This is a genomic window from Bradyrhizobium zhengyangense (assembly GCF_022012435.1).
In the GTDB taxonomy this organism is placed as follows: Bacteria; Pseudomonadota; Alphaproteobacteria; order Rhizobiales; family Xanthobacteraceae; genus Bradyrhizobium; species Bradyrhizobium zhengyangense.
This window is the reverse complement of record NZ_JAKLUA010000041.1, coordinates 4968-22079: the sequence shown is the minus strand read 5'-3', so window position 1 is coordinate 22079 and position 17112 is coordinate 4968. Positions and strand designations below refer to the sequence as shown.

General features: G+C 64.2%; 16 protein-coding genes. 11 read left to right on the top strand and 5 right to left on the bottom strand.

Annotated features, from left to right (window positions below; translation table 11 throughout):
• Nucleotides 1-144: 144 nt before the first annotated feature.
• Nucleotides 145-792, bottom strand: coding sequence for a TetR/AcrR family transcriptional regulator (locus L6637_RS41055; RefSeq protein WP_237862693.1), 648 nt, complete (start codon nt 790-792; stop codon nt 145-147).
• Nucleotides 793-1000: 208 nt separating this feature from the next.
• Between L6637_RS41055 and L6637_RS41050 the strand changes: the two genes are divergently transcribed.
• From L6637_RS41050 to L6637_RS41030, 5 genes are all read left to right on the top strand, one after another.
• Entirely contained in the window at nt 1001-2338 is a 1338-nt protein-coding gene (locus L6637_RS41050; protein WP_237874288.1) for an MFS transporter, read from the top strand.
• 22 nt (nt 2339-2360) lie between these two features.
• Nucleotides 2361-3857: a carboxylesterase/lipase family protein gene (locus L6637_RS41045; RefSeq protein ID WP_237874287.1), complete on the top strand. Its 1497-nt coding sequence runs from the start codon at nt 2361-2363 to the stop codon at nt 3855-3857.
• Entirely contained in the window at nt 3854-5512 is a 1659-nt protein-coding gene (locus L6637_RS41040) for a carboxylesterase/lipase family protein (RefSeq protein WP_237874285.1), read from the top strand. Before L6637_RS41045 ends, L6637_RS41040 begins: the two co-directional genes overlap by 4 nt.
• Nucleotides 5513-5662: 150 nt before the next feature.
• Nucleotides 5663-7426 (top strand): cytochrome b5 domain-containing protein, encoded by a 1764-nt coding sequence (locus tag L6637_RS41035; RefSeq protein WP_237874283.1) that lies wholly within the window; start codon nt 5663-5665, stop codon nt 7424-7426.
• An 80-nt stretch (nt 7427-7506) separates the two neighbouring features.
• Nucleotides 7507-7665, top strand: a complete 159-nt coding sequence (locus L6637_RS41030) for a hypothetical protein (protein ID WP_200469582.1) — start codon at nt 7507-7509, stop codon at nt 7663-7665.
• 11 nt (nt 7666-7676) lie between these two features.
• On the opposite strand, the gene L6637_RS41025 is transcribed toward L6637_RS41030, so the two are convergent.
• Nucleotides 7677-8978 (bottom strand): MFS transporter, encoded by a 1302-nt coding sequence (locus L6637_RS41025; RefSeq protein ID WP_237874281.1) that lies wholly within the window; start codon nt 8976-8978, stop codon nt 7677-7679.
• Between the two features lie 243 nt (nt 8979-9221).
• Nucleotides 9222-10058, bottom strand: coding sequence for a transporter substrate-binding domain-containing protein (locus tag L6637_RS41020; protein WP_237862687.1), 837 nt, complete (start codon nt 10056-10058; stop codon nt 9222-9224).
• Between the two features lie 219 nt (nt 10059-10277).
• On the opposite strand from L6637_RS41020, the gene L6637_RS41015 reads away from it, so the two are divergent.
• The 6 genes from L6637_RS41015 to L6637_RS40990 all read left to right on the top strand — a co-directional run bounded on the left by L6637_RS41015 (nt 10278) and on the right by L6637_RS40990 (nt 16152).
• Entirely contained in the window at nt 10278-11195 is a 918-nt protein-coding gene (locus L6637_RS41015) for an NAD(P)-dependent oxidoreductase (protein ID WP_237874279.1), read from the top strand.
• Nucleotides 11196-11204: 9 nt separating this feature from the next.
• Nucleotides 11205-11558: a RidA family protein gene (locus L6637_RS41010; protein WP_237874278.1), complete on the top strand. Its 354-nt coding sequence runs from the start codon at nt 11205-11207 to the stop codon at nt 11556-11558.
• Between the two features lie 112 nt (nt 11559-11670).
• On the top strand, nt 11671-13332 hold the full coding sequence (locus L6637_RS41005; RefSeq protein WP_237862684.1) for a thiamine pyrophosphate-binding protein: 1662 nt from the start codon (nt 11671-11673) through the stop codon (nt 13330-13332).
• 3 nt (nt 13333-13335) lie between these two features.
• Nucleotides 13336-14601 carry an NAD(P)/FAD-dependent oxidoreductase gene (locus L6637_RS41000; RefSeq protein ID WP_237874277.1) on the top strand — a complete coding sequence of 422 codons (1266 nt, stop codon included), beginning with the start codon at nt 13336-13338 and terminating at the stop codon, nt 14599-14601.
• 9 nt (nt 14602-14610) lie between these two features.
• Nucleotides 14611-15354 (top strand): aspartate/glutamate racemase family protein, encoded by a 744-nt coding sequence (locus L6637_RS40995; protein WP_237874276.1) that lies wholly within the window; start codon nt 14611-14613, stop codon nt 15352-15354.
• Nucleotides 15355-15447: 93 nt separating this feature from the next.
• Nucleotides 15448-16152 (top strand): GntR family transcriptional regulator, encoded by a 705-nt coding sequence (locus L6637_RS40990; protein ID WP_237874275.1) that lies wholly within the window; start codon nt 15448-15450, stop codon nt 16150-16152.
• 123 nt (nt 16153-16275) lie between these two features.
• On the opposite strand, the gene L6637_RS40985 is transcribed toward L6637_RS40990, so the two are convergent.
• The gene (locus L6637_RS40985; RefSeq protein ID WP_237874274.1) at nt 16276-16668 is read right to left on the bottom strand and encodes a hypothetical protein; all 393 of its coding nucleotides are present in this window, start codon (nt 16666-16668) and stop codon (nt 16276-16278) included.
• Between the two features lie 65 nt (nt 16669-16733).
• Nucleotides 16734-17112, bottom strand: a 379-nt coding sequence (locus L6637_RS40980) for a CARDB domain-containing protein (protein ID WP_237874273.1), incomplete at its 5' end; no start/stop codon positions are given.

Sequence of the window (17112 nt, the reverse complement as noted above, 5' to 3'; positions counted from 1 at the left end):
AATCGGACCAATCCAGCCAATGTTGATGTGTCAGCTATGTCTCCGAACACCCGTCAGTGATCTGTCCGGGCTAAACATCAAGCCGGGGCATGACATAGATTGTGTGGCGACCAGCGTCTCAACGCGTAGGTCTTTGCAAAGCGCTCACTTCTTCTCCAGCCACGCCAAAATCATCTCCACGATCTGGCTCCTGCTCCTCGCCAGCACCTTGGGCTCGCTCAAATCGCGGTCGAACAGCGCACCGAACGTATGCCGGTTGGCGACGCGGAAGAAGCAATAGGAGGAGATGGCCAGATGCAGATCAATCGCGTCGACGTCGTCGCGGAAGGCGCCCTCGGCGCGTCCGCGCTTGAGGATGCTATCGAGGGTCGCGATCACGCTGGCGTTGAGCTGGCGCAGCTGCAAATTCTGCTTCAGATGCTTGCCGTGGTGGATGTTCTCGATCGAGACGAGGCGGATGAAATTCGGATTGCGCTCGTCGTGGTCGAAGGTCGCCTCGATCAGCCGGCGCAGGCCCTCGCGCGCGTCGCAGCTTTCGATATCGAGCTGGTCCTCCAGCGCGCGGATGCTGCGATAGGCTTCTTCCAGCACCGCAAGGTAGAGCTGCTCCTTGCCGCCGAAATAATAATAGATCATGCGCTTGGACGTGCGCGTTCGCGCCGCGATCGCATCGACGCGGGCGCCGGAATAACCCTCCGAGGCGAATTCGGCCATCGCCACTTCGAGGATGTCGCGCTTGGTGCGCTCGGGGTCGTTGGTGCGCTTGGATGGGGCCGGCATGCGCTTGAGCATCACTGTTTCTCCCGCCCGTTTCTATGGATCACCTTGAAGGTGAAGGCAAATTTCGCCCAATCCGACGTTTTTCGATGCGATCTTGCATAAACGTACTAGTTCGTACATTATGGATCGAAACCAAGGTTGCGGCAACCAAAAGCAAAAACGCGCGCAAAGCCGGACGGGCACGACGTGAGCCGCGACCGCCACACGGGGAGGACGATTGATGAGCTTGACCTCAACTGCATCGCTGCACGCGCCCGATAGCGCGGGCGTTTCGCAAAACAAGCTGCCGAAGCGCGCCGCGCTGGTCAGCTTCGTCGGCAGCATGCTCGAATACTACGACTTCTTCATCTACGGCACCGCAGCGGCGCTGATCTTCCCAAAAGTGTTCTTCGCCAATGTCGATCCGTCGACCGGGACGCTGCTCGCGCTGCTGTCGTTCGGCATCGGCTATATCGCGCGTCCGGTCGGCGCCGTCATCCTCGGTCATTTCGGCGACCGCATCGGCCGCAAGACGGTGCTGTTGTTCACGCTGGTGGTGATGGGCTTCTCGACGCTGGCGATCGGCCTGTTGCCCGACGCCAAGACGATCGGCAACGCCGCGCCCATCATCCTGACGCTGCTGCGCCTGTTGCAGGGCCTGTCGGCGGCCGGCGAGCAGAGCGGGGCGAACTCGCTGACGCTGGAGCATTCCGCCAATTCCAACCGCGCCTTCTTCACGAGCTGGACCTTGAGCGGCACCCAGGCCGGCGCGATCCTGGCGACGCTGGTGTTCATTCCCGTCGCCAGCATGCCGGAAGATCAGCTGCTGAGCTGGGGCTGGCGCATTCCGTTCCTGCTCTCGGCGCTGGTGCTGCTGGTCGCTTACCTCGTGCGCCGGACCATGCCGGAAACGCCCGTGTTCGAGGAGATCAAGGACAAGGCGCAAGTGGCGCGCTTTCCCGTCGTCGCGCTGCTGCGTGACTACTGGCCCGATGTGCTGCGCGTCATCGTCTGCGCGCTGATCGCGACCGTCAGCACCATGACCGCGGTGTTTACGCTCGGCTATGCCACCAGCAAGTTCGGCGTCGCGCGTCCGACCATGCTGTGGGCCGGCGTGCTCGGCAATGTCGTGGCGCTGTTCGCGCAACCGCTCTGGGCGTTGCTCGCCGACAGGATCGGCCGCAAGCCGGTGTTCATCGGCGGCGTGCTCGGCTGCGCCGTGCTGCTGTTCCCTTACTTCATGCTGGTGACGTCAGGCAGCACGCCTGCGATCTTCGCCGCCGCGATCGGCCTCTACATCATCTATTCCGCGCCGAACGCGATCTGGCCGTCGTTCTATGCGGAGATGTTCGAAGCGCGCGTGCGCTATTCCGGCACGGCGATCGGCACCCAGCTCGGCTTCCTCGCCGCGGGCTTCACGCCGCTGGTGAGCGCGAGTCTCGTCGGCGAAGGCCCGAACGGCTGGATCCCGGTTGCGATCTTCGTCGCGGGCTGCTGCGTTGCTTCGGCCGCGGCCGCATCAACCGCGCGCGAGACCCACAAGGTCGACATCGCCGATCTCGGCAGGCGGCGCGCGTGAGCGCATGACGGGACAGAGATCGATGTTGACCAACGCTGTTCCCACCGCGCTCGGCCCTGTTATCGGGGCCGAGCAGGGCCACGTCCGCGCTTTCAAGGGCGTGCCGTTCGCAATCGCGCGGCGCTTCGCCAAGGCGACGCCGCCGATTGTTTGGACGGAGCCGCGCCGTTGCACCGACTACGGCCCCTACGCGCCGCAGCCCGGACATCTCGATCAGCCGGAGCAATCCTGTCTCAGCCTCAATATCTGGACACCTGTCGGCGCCGATCGCCCGCTGCCAGTGCTGTTCTTCATCCATGGCGGCGCCTTCGTCACCGGCGGCGGCGCTGATTATGACGGCAGCTTCCTCGCCGCGCACGGCCCGGCCGTCATCGTCACCATCAATTATCGGCTCGGCCCGCTCGGCTTCCTGCAGCTGCATCGCCACGGCTTGCCCGAGGCCAACAATCTTGCGATCTCGGATTCACTTGCTGCGCTCGATTGGGTCCACGCCAACATCGCCAATTTCGGCGGCGATCCTGACAATGTGACGCTGTCGGGCCAATCCGCCGGCGCGTCCATGGTGATCGCGCTGGCGACACTGCCGCAGGCCAAGGGCAAGTTCGCCCGCGCGCTGGCGCTGAGCGCGCCCGGCCGCAACATCATGAGCGCCGACCATGCCGACATCGTCGCGCGCCGCGTGCTGGCCGCGCTCGAGCTTGAGCAAGACCCGCGTGCGATCGAATCCGTGCCGCTGCCAAAACTCTTCGCAGCCGTCGAACGCGTCGGCCGCAGCATCGCGGAGGAAACTGATTCCGGCACCGTGTTCGGTCCGGTGCTCGATGGCCTCGCGATTCCGCGCGAGCCGCGCGATGTCTTTGCCAGGGGCGCCTTGCGCGACATTCCGCTCTGGCTCGGCTCCTGCCGCGACGAGATGGTGATGTTCCTGAAGAGCACGCCGCCGGCCGCGATGATCCGCACCACCGAGCGAAACGTGCGTGTCGCGCTCAGTGATGCCGGCTGGGAACGGTTGCTGGCCTGCTATCGCGGCTCGGCGCGTCCCGATGAAGATCCGTACGAGGCGCTGCTATCGGACGCGTTCTGGCATCGCCCGATGGCCGATCTCGCGCGGAGCCACGCGGCCGCCGGCGGCATGGTGTGGCTCAGCCGGTTCGACCATCGCCCGGCGCTGGAGCCGTTCCTGTCGCAAGGACCGACGCATGGCGCCGACAATGCCTGCCTCTGGGCGCATCTGCCTGAGTTCATCGACCGCCCGATCCTGAAGCGCAAGGGCGGCTCGATGACACCTGCCGATATAGACGTCGCGGCGCGCTTTCAAACCAGCCTGCTGCGCTTCGTGACGTCGGGCCAGCCCGATGTCGCGGAAGCCTGGCCACGGTTCGAGCTGAGCAAGGAGCCGCTCGCCATTTTCGGCCAGCCGTTTCATATTATTCCCCTCAACGAAGGCGTGCGCTCCCGCCTGTGGGCGGAACTGAGCAATGGCGACAACGATAAAAAGAACATCAGGGAGGCCGTATGAGCATTTTGAACAAGAACGCTCCGTGGTCCGCGATCTCGATCGCTTCGCTCCTGACAATATTGGTGGCTTCGCCCGTCGCCGCGCAGATCGTCGCGACGCCCGTTCCCGGCGACCCCGTCAGCATCGACAGCGGCGCCGTGTCCGGCAAGGTGCTGCCGTCGAATGTAAAGGCCTATTTCGGCATTCCCTTTGCCGCGCCGCCGCTCGGCGATCTCCGGTGGCGCGCGCCGCAGAAGGTCGAGGCGTGGAAGGGCGTCTATCATGCCGACCGGCTGGCACCGGAATGCATCCAGGTGCTTCGCCGGCACAATCTCAATCATTATTTCGGCGAGGAAGCGACCAGCGAGAACTGCCTTTATCTGAACATCTGGGCGAGCGCGGATGCCAAGCCCGGCGCCAAGCTGCCAGTGGTGGTCTGGATCTACGGCGGCGGTTTCACGCTCGGCTCCAGCGGCATGGCGATGTATGACGGCGAGAACGTTGCGAAGAAGGGCGCGATCTTCGTCAGCTTCAATTATCGCGTCGGCATCCTGGGTAATCTTGCCCATCCGGAACTCACAGCGGAATCGCAAAATCACGCGTCCGGCAATTACGGCCTGATGGACCAGGTCGCGGCGTTGCAATGGGTCAAGCGTAACATCGCGCAGTTCGGCGGCGACCCTGACAACGTCACCATCACCGGCCAGTCGGCCGGCGCGATGTCGGTGTCGGCGCTGGAGGCAAGCCCGCTGGCCAAGGGCTTGTTCAATCGCGGCTTCGCGATGAGTCTGAGCATGTTCGACGTCAGGTTTAAATTCCCGGCGCTTCCTGCCGCGGAGAAAATCGGTCTCGAGGTGCAGTCGGCGCTCGGCGCGTCCTCGCTGGCCGAGATGCGGCTGATCCAGGCTGACAAGATCCTGGCGGTCCAGAAGGATTGCCAGCTCGGCTGCGCCGGAACGATCTCGGTCCCGCTCGATATTGACGGCTACGTGCTGCCTGACACCGTCCCGAACATCTTTGCGGCCGGCAAGCAGAACGATGTGGCGACCGTCGCAGGCTTCACGAGCGACGAGAGCTCGAACGACCTTCGCACTGCCGGCACGCTCGAGGCCTACGTCGCCGCTGCGAAAAAACTCTACGGCGATCAGGCCGATCGTTTCCTCGCGCTCTATCCCGCCAAGACGGACGCCGAGGCGAAGGCCATGGGCCTGCTCGCCGCGCGCGAGGGCTTGGTCGAGATCGGTACGCGCAACTGGGCCGAGGCCCAGGCGAGGACCGGAAAGGCGCCGTTCTACATGTACATGTTCTCGCGCGTGCATCCCTTCGCGCCGGGTGTCGAATTCTTCGACAGCCCGCAGAGGATCGGCGCCTATCACACCTCTGATGTGCCCTACTGGTTCGGAACGCTGGACGCCTTCAACAAATTCCGCACCACGCGCAACTGGACCGAGTTCGATCGTGCGTTGTCCGAGCGCATGATGGATACGCTCGTGACCTTCGCGCGATCAGGCAATCCCGCGACGCCGGCAACGCCATGGCCGCAATGGAAGCAGGACGCGCAAACCTATGTCGAGTTCGGCGACATCTCGGGCGTGCGCGAAGAGAACCGGGCGCGGCTCGAGTTCCACACGCCCGGCAACGTCACGCCGTCGACGCCGCGGATTTCGCGCGACTAGCGCGGGGCTCACAGATCCCTGGAGGATGTCCCCCGAGACGGACGTCCAGCCGGATTTGACCCTTCGCGATTGTGCAGCGCGCGCATACGCTGCCGACGCGAGAAGCCGCTTTATCGCCGGTTCGCTCGCGGCTAGTCTTGCTCGTCTGTTTTGACGGCATCCGCGTTGCCCTCGCCGAGAGGCAGGACATCGGTGCGTCGCTTAACCCGGAAGGGAGACAGGATGCGCGCTGTCATCGTCGGTGCGGGGATGGGCGGGTTGATGTCGGCATTGGCACTGCGACAATCCGGCGTGTTCGCGTCGATCCATGTCTATGAGCAAACGAAAGTGCCGAGCACCGCGGGTGCCGGGTTGAACATTCCACCCAACGGGGCCCGGATATGCCGTTGGCTGGGCGTCGACCTCGATGGGGGAGATCCCAAGGGCCCCGATGGGGCGATCGACGGCGGCCGGGCGGCTATTCTGGAATCCACACGGCAGTTCAACGCGGATGGCAGCGTGACAAAGCGGCCGTTCGATCACGTTACCGCTGCGGGCGACGGCGCCGGGTTTCATCACATGCACAGGCTGGACTTGTTGATGTGCCTCTACAAGCGCGTGTTCGAATTCGGCCCGGATAGCGGGGCACCGTGCCCGATCACTGTGCACATGGATTGTCGGCTCACCGAGTTGCGTCAGACCGACGGCGAGGTCACGGCGACGTTTTCGAACGGCCAAACCGCGACCGGAGAGGTCCTGGTCGGTGCGGACGGCATCAACTCCGGCACGCTGCAACTGGCGTGGCCGAACCCGCGTCCCAAGCGCTGGACCGAGGTGACCTGCTTTCGTGGCCTCATTCCGCGAGCCGTCGTCGCCTCGCTCCGCAAGGCCGATGGCAGCGCGCTGGACCACAATCCGATCGACTCTTTCAGCATGGACCGCCACCGCAATGACAGGAGCGGGGCAACGACATATTGGGTGCGCGGCGGTGAGTTGTTGAACGTGTGGATCGCCCGCTACGAGCCCGACTCGGCCGCGTTCGAGCGAGAGGAGGGCGACTGGTTTCCCGTCGGTCGGGAAGAGATCCTTCGCGAGGTGGGCGAGGCATTCGAGGGGAGCCCCAGTCGCGAGGACCTGCTCGCTCTTGCAGGGGCGATCGTTCGCCCGACCAAGTGGGGCCTCTACGATCGCGATGCCCTCGAAACCTGGGTCCAGGGCCGCATCTGTCTTCTCGGCGATGCGGCGCACCCAATGCTTCCAACTTTCGGCCAGGGCGCTGCGCAATCCTTTGAGGACGCGGCTGCGCTCGCCAGCGCCTTCACGCTGCACAAGGGCGATGTCGCGACAGCGTTGTTGCATTACGAGCGCGTGCGGCATTACCGCGCCACCCGCTTCCAACTCGGCTCCAAATTCGCCTTCGATCATCTGCGAGCAAAGGACACCGCCGAGCAGAAGGCGCTGCTCGAGAAGCTGGACGAGCGGGTGAGCCCGGCGTTTGCTCACGACAAGCGAGGCGGCGAGGACGATTCCTGGATCTACGCCTACGATGCCCGCAATATCGGCACTGAGCTGCCTTACAAGAGATTGGGGCCGTGGGATTTCCGCCGCGCCGCCAAGACCAACTACGCCACGGTGACCGGCGCGCTATGGAAGCCAGCTTCTCCCGCCAGCGCTCCGCGCCGCGTCACGCGCGAAGAGGTCGCCAGGCACAACACCCGAGACGATTGCTGGGTCATCATCTCGGGGAAAGTTTATGACATTACCGAGTGGGCACCCCATCACCCCGGCGGCGCCGGAATTGCCCGAATGTATGCCGGCAAGGAAGCCACGGCGGAATTTGGGGACTACCACAGTGCCGAAGCGGTCGCGCACATGGCTTACTTCCGCGTCGGCGATCTCATTGAGGTTCCGGTCGATCGCCAAAAGCACCTGTAATCTGCTTCACAGGCGGCCTCGCCAATCTGCGCTAGATGAAGTCAGGCCCCGTGTCCACGCGGCCGACTTCGGAGCTGGCGATGATTGCTGCACTGGCAAGAGCAATATCCCGCGCGACGGGAACCAATGTCGACGTCGAAACTCTGAAGATCCTCGTGATCTTCTCGGGCGCGGGCCTACTGGTCTCGCTCGTCGCCGCGATGATCTACGGGCAGGCTCTCAACGCCGCTCTGTTCTGAGCGGGTTGCAATCAGGCCACCGGCTCCTTGGGACGGCTCCGCTCACGCGGCGCCAGCGGCGGTGCCTGCTTCAGCGGAGCTGCCTCGCGTGGCGCGGCGTCGCTGCCTGAGACGTGTTCGACCGGTGCAGGGCCGCTGTCGCGCCAGGCGATGAACCAGATCAGCAAGCCGAGGACCGCGAGCCCCGCGCCGACCGGACCGGTCGAGGTCCAGCCGAGCCCCTGGCGAATGGCGAGGCCGCCGAGGAAGGGGCCGAGCGCATTGGCCGTGTTGAACGCCGAATGATTGAGCGCGGCGGCGAGCGCCTGCGCGTCTCCGGCGACGTCCATCAGCCGCGTCTGCAGGACGGCACCCAGCGCGACGCTGGCGCCGATCGCAAAGATGTCGATCGCGAGCAGCCAGGGGTTGCCGGCGACAACCGGAAACGCCAGCAGCGCCATTGTGGCAAACACCAGGATGCAGCCCGCCGTCGGCATCAAGGCGCGGTCGGCGAAGCGCGGCACGAACAAATTGCCGAGCGTGGCGCCGATGCCGAAGATCGCCAGGAAGAACGGAATGACCTCGGTGCTGACCTTGGTGACCTCGATCAATGTCGTCGCCAGATAGGTGTAGACGGCGAACATGCCGCCGAAGCCGATGGCGCTGATCGCGAGCGTCGTCCAGACACGGCGGCTTTTGAGCGCGCCGAGCTCGCGCAGCGGGTCCGACCGGCCGGCCTGGTCGCGTGGTGCGAACAGCGCACAGAGCAGAACCGTGAGCAGGGCCAGCACCGACACGAGGCCAAAGCTCGCGCGCCAGCCGACCGCCTGGCCGATCAGATTGGCCAGGGGCACGCCGATGATGGTGGCGACGGTCAGGCCCAGCATCACCTGGCCAACCACCTGCGAGCGGCGATGTTGCGGAACGAGCGAAGCGGCAACCAGCGCGGCGATGCCGAAATAGGCGCCGTGGGGCAGGCCCGAAAGGAAGCGGGCCGCGACCATCGAACCAAAGCCGGGCGCCAGCGCGGTGAGGGCGTTGCCGAGCGCGAACACGGCCATAAGCGCCAAGAGCTGCGTGCGCCGCGCGAACTTCGCGCCGAGCACCGCGATCAGCGGCGCGCCGAGCACCACGCCGAGCGCATAGGCGCTGATCGCGTGTCCGGCCGTGGGCTCGTCGATATGAAGGTCGGCCGCGAAGAACGGCAACAGGCTCATCGATGCGAATTCGGTGGTCCCGATCGCAAAGCCGCCCATTGCGAGCGAGAACAGGACGATGGCGAGATGAGGGGGCGCTGAATTGCGAGGTGAGGTCGCGTGAGGCGAGGTCGTCATGTGTCCTGCTTAGGTGACGGCAACGGGAACCAGCCCAGCAAACGTCGCCATCCCTGCAGTCTTTGTCTCACCTACTTAAACGCGCATGTGTCAGCGTCAACACCGGAAGGCCCACGTAAGGCGCGCGCATATCAGCGTCCCGGTTTGCTCAGGGCATCCGCGTCAATCTGTCTCGTGACATCGACTCAAAACGTCTCCAGCGGCTTGTTGCACGGCTGGAGACGTCCAAGACCAAAATGACGATCAGAACTGCACTTCGCCCGGGATGTCGTCGGCACTGAGGCCGACGGTTTGATAGGCCTTCAGCAGCCATTCACGGGTCTGGCCCAGCGAACGGTTGTAGTCGGCCCAGGCGCTGAGGAAATCCTTGTAGCGGCGGTCGGCCTCGGCGCGGATGCCGAGATTGGTCGGCAGCGTCAGGATCGGCCGCGGGATCGCGAGTTCGCCGAGCGTCGGATTCTTCTTCAGTGTGAAGATCGACAGCACCGCCAGCGAGATGTTGCAGTCGGCGCGGCCGGTCGACACCGCCAGGATCGCCTCGTCGCGGGTCTTGAAGCCGAGAATATCAGCCTTCGGGCAGTAACGGCGCGCGATGGTCTCGTGCGTCGAGCCGATGTCGACGGCGATCTTGACCTCGGGCTTGTTCAGCTCGGACCAGGTCTGCGGCTTGGCAAAGCCCTTCTTGGTGATGACGGTGAAGGAGTGCACCAGGATCGGCGTCGAGAAGTCGATGACGAGCGAACGCTCGGGCGTCGGGTTCACGGCGAAGGCGAGGTCGACCTTGTCGGCTTGCAAATCGAGGATCTGGTTGCCCCAGGTCGATTCCAGCATCTCGACCTTGGCGCCCAGCTTGCCAGCGATGTCGTTCGCCATGTCGATGCAGGCGCCCGACCATTGATTGGTGGCGAGGTCCTTGTGGAAATAGGGATCCTGGCCGGCGATCACAGCGATGCGGAGCACGCCGCTCTTCTTGATGCGATCGAGCGTGGAGGTCGGCGCGGTATCGGCCTTGACTGGCGCGGTCGCGGCCATTGCGGCGCCCGCCAGTGCCACGGTGGTGAGTGCGTCCCTGCGGTTCATCGTCAGTACTCCCTGGGGAATGGGGGATCCATCGGCTCCGGCTGGTGGACTATTTCTGTATTCAGATCATAATGCAATATGGTATTGCGGCTTTGCCGGGGATTTGAGCGGTGAGGCAGGTTAGAGCCTAATCCTTTGGCAAGGCGAGAGAAAATTCCGTGAAGCCGGGCCGGATAGTGGACCGGCCGGCGGGTGCTTGGAATGAAGAGGAGAAAGTCCGTGCGTGCTGTTTTCGTCGATGCCAACGACACCCTGGCCGCGGTCACCGAGAGGCTGCTGGGTGCCGCGAAGCTGCCGGTCAGCATCGTCAGCAACCCCTCCATCGCGCCCGACGATCTCCCCGGCCTGCTCGGCGACGCCGAGATCATGATCGTCGACCACACGGCGGTGCCATCAGCGATCGCCGAGAAATGCAAGGCGCTGAAGCACGTGGTCTTCCTGGGCACCGGCGCGCGCAGCTACATGAATCCGGAAGAGCTTAGCGAGCGCGGCATCGCCGTCCACACCATCAAGGGCTACGGCGATACGGCGGTGGCCGAGTGCGCGATCGCGCTGATGTGGGCGTCGGCCAAAAGCTTTGGCGAGATGGACCGCGGCATGCGCGAGGGCAACTGGTTGCGGCGTGATGCAGTCCAGCTCACCGGCAAGACGCTCGGCCTGATCGGCTTCGGCGGTATCGCCGCGGAAGCCGCGCGCATGGCGGCCGGCTGCGGCATGAAGGTGATCGCCTGGAACAGGACGCCGAAGACGCATCCGGGCGTTGAGTTCGTCTCGCTGGAGAGACTGCTGGCAGAGAGCCACGTCGTCTCGCTGCATCTCCTGCTCAACGACGAGACCAAGGGTTTTCTGTCGCGCGAACGCATCGCGCAGATGCGCAAGGGCAGTATCCTGATCAACACCGCGCGCGGCGCCATCGTCGACGAGGACGCGATGCTGGACGCGCTCCGCTCCGGCCACATCGCCCATGCCGGCCTCGACGTTTTCACTATCGAGCCGCTGCCATCAGGCCATCCCCTGACAAAACTGCCCAACGTGACGCTGTCGGCGCATTCGGCGTTCCGCACGCCCGAGGCGAGCGACAATCTCATTGGCGCTGCGCTCGATCATTGCCGCCGCATCATCGCCACCGGCAAGTAAAGGACATCCATGTCGGATATCACCCGCATCGACCAGAACACCCGCCGCAGCCGCGCCTCCGTTTACGGCGACCTTGTTTTCCTCGCAGGCCAGGTGGCTGACACCAAGACCGCTGACATCACCCTGCAGACCCGCGAAGCATTGGCAAAAGTCGACGACATGCTGGCGCGTGCCGGCACCGACAAGTCGCGGCTGCTCAGCGTCCAGCTCTGGCTCAAGACCATGGACGATTTTGATGCGATGAACGCGGTCTATGATGCCTGGGTCGTGCCAGGCAACACGCCGTGCCGTGCTTGCGGCAAGGTCGAGCTCGCCGACCCTGCTTATCGCATCGAGGTGATCGCAATCGCGGCGCGGCGCTGACATGCGCACCGATGGCCTCTGCACTGTCAGCATCGGCCTTGCACCTGATGTCCGCCTGTCCTACGCCACCCCGGAACAAAAGCGCATTCGCTAAAGCCTGCAGGGAGCTGTCATGACCATCAGAAACACCCGCACCGGGGGCCAGATCCTGATCGACCAGCTGGTCGCGCAGGGCGTCGAGCGCGTCACCTGTGTGCCGGGCGAGAGCTATCTGGCGGCGCTCGATGCGCTGCATGACAGCCCAATCGACGTCGTGATCTGCCGTGCCGAAGGCGGCGCCGCGATGATGGCGGAAGCTTATGGCAAGCTCACCGGACGCCCGGGCGTCTGCTTCGTCACCCGCGGTCCCGGCGCCACCAATGCCAGCCACGGTGTCCACATCGCGATGCAGGACTCCACGCCGATGATCCTGTTCGTCGGCCAGGTCGATACCGGCATGCGCGAACGCGAGGCGTTCCAGGAGCTCGACTACAAGGCGGTGTTCGGCTCGATGGCGAAATGGGCCGTCGAGATCGATCGTCCCGACCGCATCCCCGAGCTGGTCGCGCGCGCCTTCCGCGTCGCCATGCAGGGCCGCCCCGGTCCGGTGGTCATCGCACTGCCGGAGAACATGCTGACCGAGACCGCCGCCGTTGCGGATGCCATGCGCATCGAGCCGGCGGTGAGCTGGCCGGCGCCTGCTGATCTCGAGCGCGTCGGTGCGCTGCTTGCGAGCGCCAGGGCGCCGCTGGTCATCCTCGGCGGCTCGCGCTGGACCGATGAGGCCACCAAGAGCATCGCGCGCTTTGCCGAACGCTTCGACCTGCCGGTCGCGACCTCGTTCCGTCGCGCCTCGCTGATCGACGCCGACCATTCGCATTATGCCGGCGACCTCGGCATCGGGCCAAGCCCGAGCCTGAAGGCGCGCATCGACAACGCCGATGTCATTCTGCTGATCGGCGGCCGCATGTCGGAGATGCCGTCCTCGTCCTACACGCTGCTCGACATTCCCTCGCCGAAGCAGAAGCTGATCCATATACATCCGGGCGCCGAAGAGCTCGGCCGCATCTATCAGCCGGAGCTTGCGATCCAGGCGACGCCGGCTGCGTTCGCGGCTGCTGTGGAGACCCTGAAGCCCGTTGGTGCCGTTGCCTGGAAGGGCGAAGCCGCCAAGGCGCATGCCGATTACCTCGCCTGGACCGACAAGGCGCGCGAGCTGCCGGGCACGTTCCAGTACGGCCAGGTCATGACCTGGCTGCGTGATCGCCTGCCCAAGGACGCGATCGTCTGCAACGGCGCCGGCAATTATGCCGGCTGGATCCATCGCCATCACCGCTTCCACAGCTTTGCCTCGCAGCTCGCGCCGACCTCGGGCTCGATGGGCTACGGCGTGCCGGCCGGCGTGCTGGCCAAGCGGCAATATCCCGACCGTGTCGTCGTCGCGTTTGCTGGTGACGGCTGCTTCCTGATGAACGGCCAGGAGTTCGCGACCGCCGTGCAGTATGACGCGCCGCTCGTCGTGATCGTCGTCGATAACTCGCAATACGGCACCATCCGCATGCATCAAGAGCGCGACTATCCCGGCCGCGTGGTCGGCACTCAGCTGAAAAACCCCGACTTCGCAATGTACGCAAAGGCGTTCGGCGGCCATGGCGAGCGCGTCGAGCGCACTGAGGAGTTCGCGCCGGCATTCGAGCGGGCGCTCGCCTCGGGCAAGCCGTCAATCCTCCATTGCATCATCGATCCCCGCGCGATCTCGGTCGGCAAGGATTTCACCCCAGCGGTGAAGGCGTAAGCGATGTCGCAGGGCCGCCACGTCGCCATCATCGGAGCCGGTGCGGTCGGCGTGATCAGCGCCATCGAGGCGCTGCGCGAGGGGCATCGCGTCACGCTGATCGACGCGGGCGAGCCCGGTGGCGAGCAGGCGGCGAGCTACGGCAATGCCGGCTGGCTCTCGTCGCATTCGGTGATCCCGCCGGCCGAGCCCGGCGTCTGGAAGAAGGTGCCGGGTTATCTGATGGATCCGCTCGGCCCGCTCGCGATCCGCTGGTCGTATTTGCCGAAGGCACTGCCCTGGCTGATCAAGTACCTGCTCTCCGGCTGGACCGAGGCGCGGGTCGAGAAGACGGCGTTCGCGCTGCGCGATCTGTTGAAGGACGCGCCGCTCTTGCACCGGAAGCTCGCGGAAGAGGCCGGCGTGCCCGAGCTGGTCGAGCGCAACGGCGTGATGCATGTATTTCCCTCGCGCGGCAATTTCGACAACGATCTCGGCTGGCGGCTGCGCAAGAAGGTCGGCGTCGAATGGATGGAGCTGAACGCCGACGAGATGCGTCAGCGCGAGCCGGATCTGCATCCGCGCTACACCTTTGGCGTGGTGGTGGAAGAGGCCGGTCGCTGCCGCGATCCCGGCGCCTATGTCGCAGCGCTTGCGCAGCACGCACTGGCGAGCGGTGCCAGGCTGGTTCATGCCAAGGCGACCGGTCTCAAGCTTTCCGGCAACAAGCTTGTCGCGGTCGTCACTGAAACCGGGGAAATCGCTTGCGATGCCGCCGTCGTTGCGGCCGGCGCGCATTCGAAACGGCTGACCGCATCGGTGGGCGATTCCCTTCCGCTCGAAACCGAGCGTGGCTATCACGTCATGATCGAGAACCCGGAGTCAGGTCCGCGCAGTTCGATGATGGCCTCCGACGCCAAGATGGTGGCGAACTGGACCAATAAGGGCTTGCGCGCCGCCGGCACGGTCGAGATCGCGGGCCTTGAGGCCGCGCCGAACTGGCAGCGCGCCGAGATTTTGCGCGACCATCTCCTCAGCATGTTTCCAAAACTGCCGCGGGACATTCCGGCCTCGCGCGTCAAGATGTGGTTCGGCCATCGCCCTAGCATGCCGGACGGACGTCCTTGCATTGGCTACTCACGCGCCTCGCACGACATCGTCTATGCCTTCGGCCATGGTCATGTCGGCCTGGTCGGCTCGGCTCGCACCGGCCGTCTCGTCGCTCAGCTTCTGAGCGGCAAGCCGCCCGAAATTCCGCTTGCGCCGTTTTCGCCCAATCGCTTCCTCTGAGATCGTACCATGACCATTTCAGCCAACTCGTCCTCGCGCATCGCCCGTGGCGGCAAGGCCATCTATGGCGCGCCGCTCGGTATTTTGATGCTGGAAGCACGCTTTCCGCGCATCCCCGGCGACATGGGCAACGGCACGACCTGGCCATTCCCCGTGCTCTATCGCGTGGTGAGCGGGGCGTCGCCCGAGAAGGTGGTGCTGAAGGGCGCGGCGGGGCTGCTGCCCGACTTCATCGATGCGGCGAAGGACCTGGTGCGGCTCGGGGCCGAAGCGATCACCACCAATTGCGGCTTCCTCTCGCTGTTCCAGAAGGAGATCGCGGCGGCGGTCGGCGTGCCCGTCGCGACCTCGTCGCTGATGCAGGTGCCGTGGGTGCAGGCGACCCTGCCGCCCGGCAGGCGCGTCGGCCTCGTCACGGTATCAGGGTCGACCCTGACGCCGGCTCATCTCGAAGGTGCCGGCGTGCCGCTCGATACGCCGCTGGTCGGCACCGAGCACGGCAAGGAATTCTTCCGTGTCCTGATCAAGGCTGAGAAGGACGACATGGATGTGGCCCAGGCCGAACGTGACGTGGTCGAGGCGGGCAAGGAGCTTGTTGCTAAGAACCCCGACGTCGGCGCCATCGTGCTCGAATGCACCAACATGCCGCCTTACGCGGCGGCGTTGCAGGCCGAAGTCGGGTTGCCGATCTACGACATCTATTCCATGATCACCTGGTTTCATGCTGGACTGCGCCCGCGCGCCTTCAGCTGATTCCACGGCTCGCACAACCTCCGCTGTTGTTTGCATTGCAATCGCGCTGGCAGCCCCGGTATATTGGGCTGTGTTCGGGCATGAATGCAGCTGATGATGAGCAACGTGGAACTGGCCTCTGACAGTATCGTCGATCGCGTCTATGAACAGCTCAAGGCGATGGCCGTGAGCTATGAGTTCAAGCCAGGCGAACGGCTCAACGAGGGCGAACTGGCCAAACGCCTGGGCGTCAGCCGCACGCCGCTGCGCGAAGCGCTCAACCGTCTCAACACCGAAGGTTTTCTGCGCTTTACCCCGGGCAAGGGCTTCTTCTGCCGCGAGCTCGACGCCCACGAGATCTTCGACCTCTATGAGCTGCGCAAGTCGATTGAGGTCGCTTCCGTCCGCCTCGCCATCAAGCGCGCCAAGGATGAGGATATCGACGCGCTGCTGAAATTCCTCGAAGCCACCGGCCCCGATCCTGGCGACCGCACGTCGGTGGAGCTCGTCGAGCTGGACGAGACCTTCCACGAGCGGCTGATGGCGATGTCGAACAATGCCGAGATGCTGCGCGTGCTGCGTAATGTCAACGCGCGTATCCGCTTCGTGCGCTGGATCGACATGGACAGCATCAACCGTTCCAACACCCAGGCCGAACACCGCGCGGTGATCGAGGGCCTGAAGGCGCGCGATGAGGCGGTTTGCGTCTCGGTGCTGGAGAAGCACATCGACCGCCGTCTCGATCGCATCACCTCCGCGATCAAGGAAGGCTACGCGCAGATCTATATGCCGGCGGCGGCGAGATTGGCGACGAATTGAGTTCTCTTCCCTTCTCCCCTCATGTCCGCCGAAGCCTTGGCGAAGGCGGATGCGGGAGAAGGTGGCGCGAAGCGCCCGATTGAGACGGCGCTTGCTAATCGCAGCCACTATTCCAAGCACCCGCTATGCCAGGTGATAGTCGCTCTGTAGGAGCGGGGGTGTAAGCACCAAGTTATCAAAATACTCGTTCATGCTTGGTGCGAACTGGAGGGATTTGAGGCCCACAAAAGTCGTATCGAAACGGAAACTCTGCATCCCCTGACCGCCATCAAGAGAAAACGTTTGTGTGACCGTGCTGTTGTCGGCTTTGACACCGGTGAAGGTTGCGATTTGCCCAGCTGCTGCGAAGAGAGTATCCAGGTCGATTGATTGCGCTGAGAACAATCCACCGTTCTGACCTTGAATAAGCAGAGTATCTGCCGTCGGAACGCTCCCGCCCGCTGGTACAGTGAGGGTGTGCGTCTCGTGGAAAAAATAGTTGAAATTGTCGGCAAAAGTTTTGTCGAGAGACGTCACGGCAAAGTCTGTCCGATTAACGTTGGTGATACTGAATCCGCTCGCAGTGATCGGACCGTAGTAAGTCAGGGTGCCCCATTGCTTGTGAACGTGTTGACCACGTTGAGAGCGCCAGAGCTCCATAGATTGTCATCGTTAAGAGTGATTGATACCGGCGCGCCGACCGTGATCCTGACGGTATTGTAGGTGTTGTTGGTTTCGTTGCTCTCGCTGACCTGGTTGTTGTAGTCGGCGATGCCGCCGAGATAGTAGGTGCCAGGCGCGAGGTTGCCCGGGAGCGTGACCGACAGGGTTTGATGGTCGTAATAGCCGGTCAGACCGACGCTGGTCAGTGCGCCGGAGCTGACCGTCGTCAGCAGCGTGTCGGAGGTGGTGATGTTTGCGTCGCTCGACAGGTAAATGCCTGCGGTCGAGGCCCCCGACGGACCGGCTCCTATATCCATC

Coding starts and splice junctions, on each gene's coding strand:
- L6637_RS41030 (WP_200469582.1), top strand. CDS start 7,507: ATGATTGCTGCACTGGCAAGAGCAATATCCCGCGCGACGGGAACCAAT.
- L6637_RS41010 (WP_237874278.1), top strand. CDS start 11,205: ATGTCGGATATCACCCGCATCGACCAGAACACCCGCCGCAGCCGCGCC.
- L6637_RS41000 (WP_237874277.1), top strand. CDS start 13,336: ATGTCGCAGGGCCGCCACGTCGCCATCATCGGAGCCGGTGCGGTCGGC.
- L6637_RS40990 (WP_237874275.1), top strand. CDS start 15,448: ATGATGAGCAACGTGGAACTGGCCTCTGACAGTATCGTCGATCGCGTC.
- L6637_RS41040 (WP_237874285.1), top strand. CDS start 3,854: ATGAGCATTTTGAACAAGAACGCTCCGTGGTCCGCGATCTCGATCGCT.
- L6637_RS41055 (WP_237862693.1), bottom strand. CDS start 792: ATGCTCAAGCGCATGCCGGCCCCATCCAAGCGCACCAACGACCCCGAG.
- L6637_RS41005 (WP_237862684.1), top strand. CDS start 11,671: ATGACCATCAGAAACACCCGCACCGGGGGCCAGATCCTGATCGACCAG.
- L6637_RS41020 (WP_237862687.1), bottom strand. CDS start 10,058: ATGAACCGCAGGGACGCACTCACCACCGTGGCACTGGCGGGCGCCGCA.
- L6637_RS41025 (WP_237874281.1), bottom strand. CDS start 8,978: ATGACGACCTCGCCTCACGCGACCTCACCTCGCAATTCAGCGCCCCCT.
- L6637_RS40995 (WP_237874276.1), top strand. CDS start 14,611: ATGACCATTTCAGCCAACTCGTCCTCGCGCATCGCCCGTGGCGGCAAG.
- L6637_RS41045 (WP_237874287.1), top strand. CDS start 2,361: ATGTTGACCAACGCTGTTCCCACCGCGCTCGGCCCTGTTATCGGGGCC.
- L6637_RS41050 (WP_237874288.1), top strand. CDS start 1,001: ATGAGCTTGACCTCAACTGCATCGCTGCACGCGCCCGATAGCGCGGGC.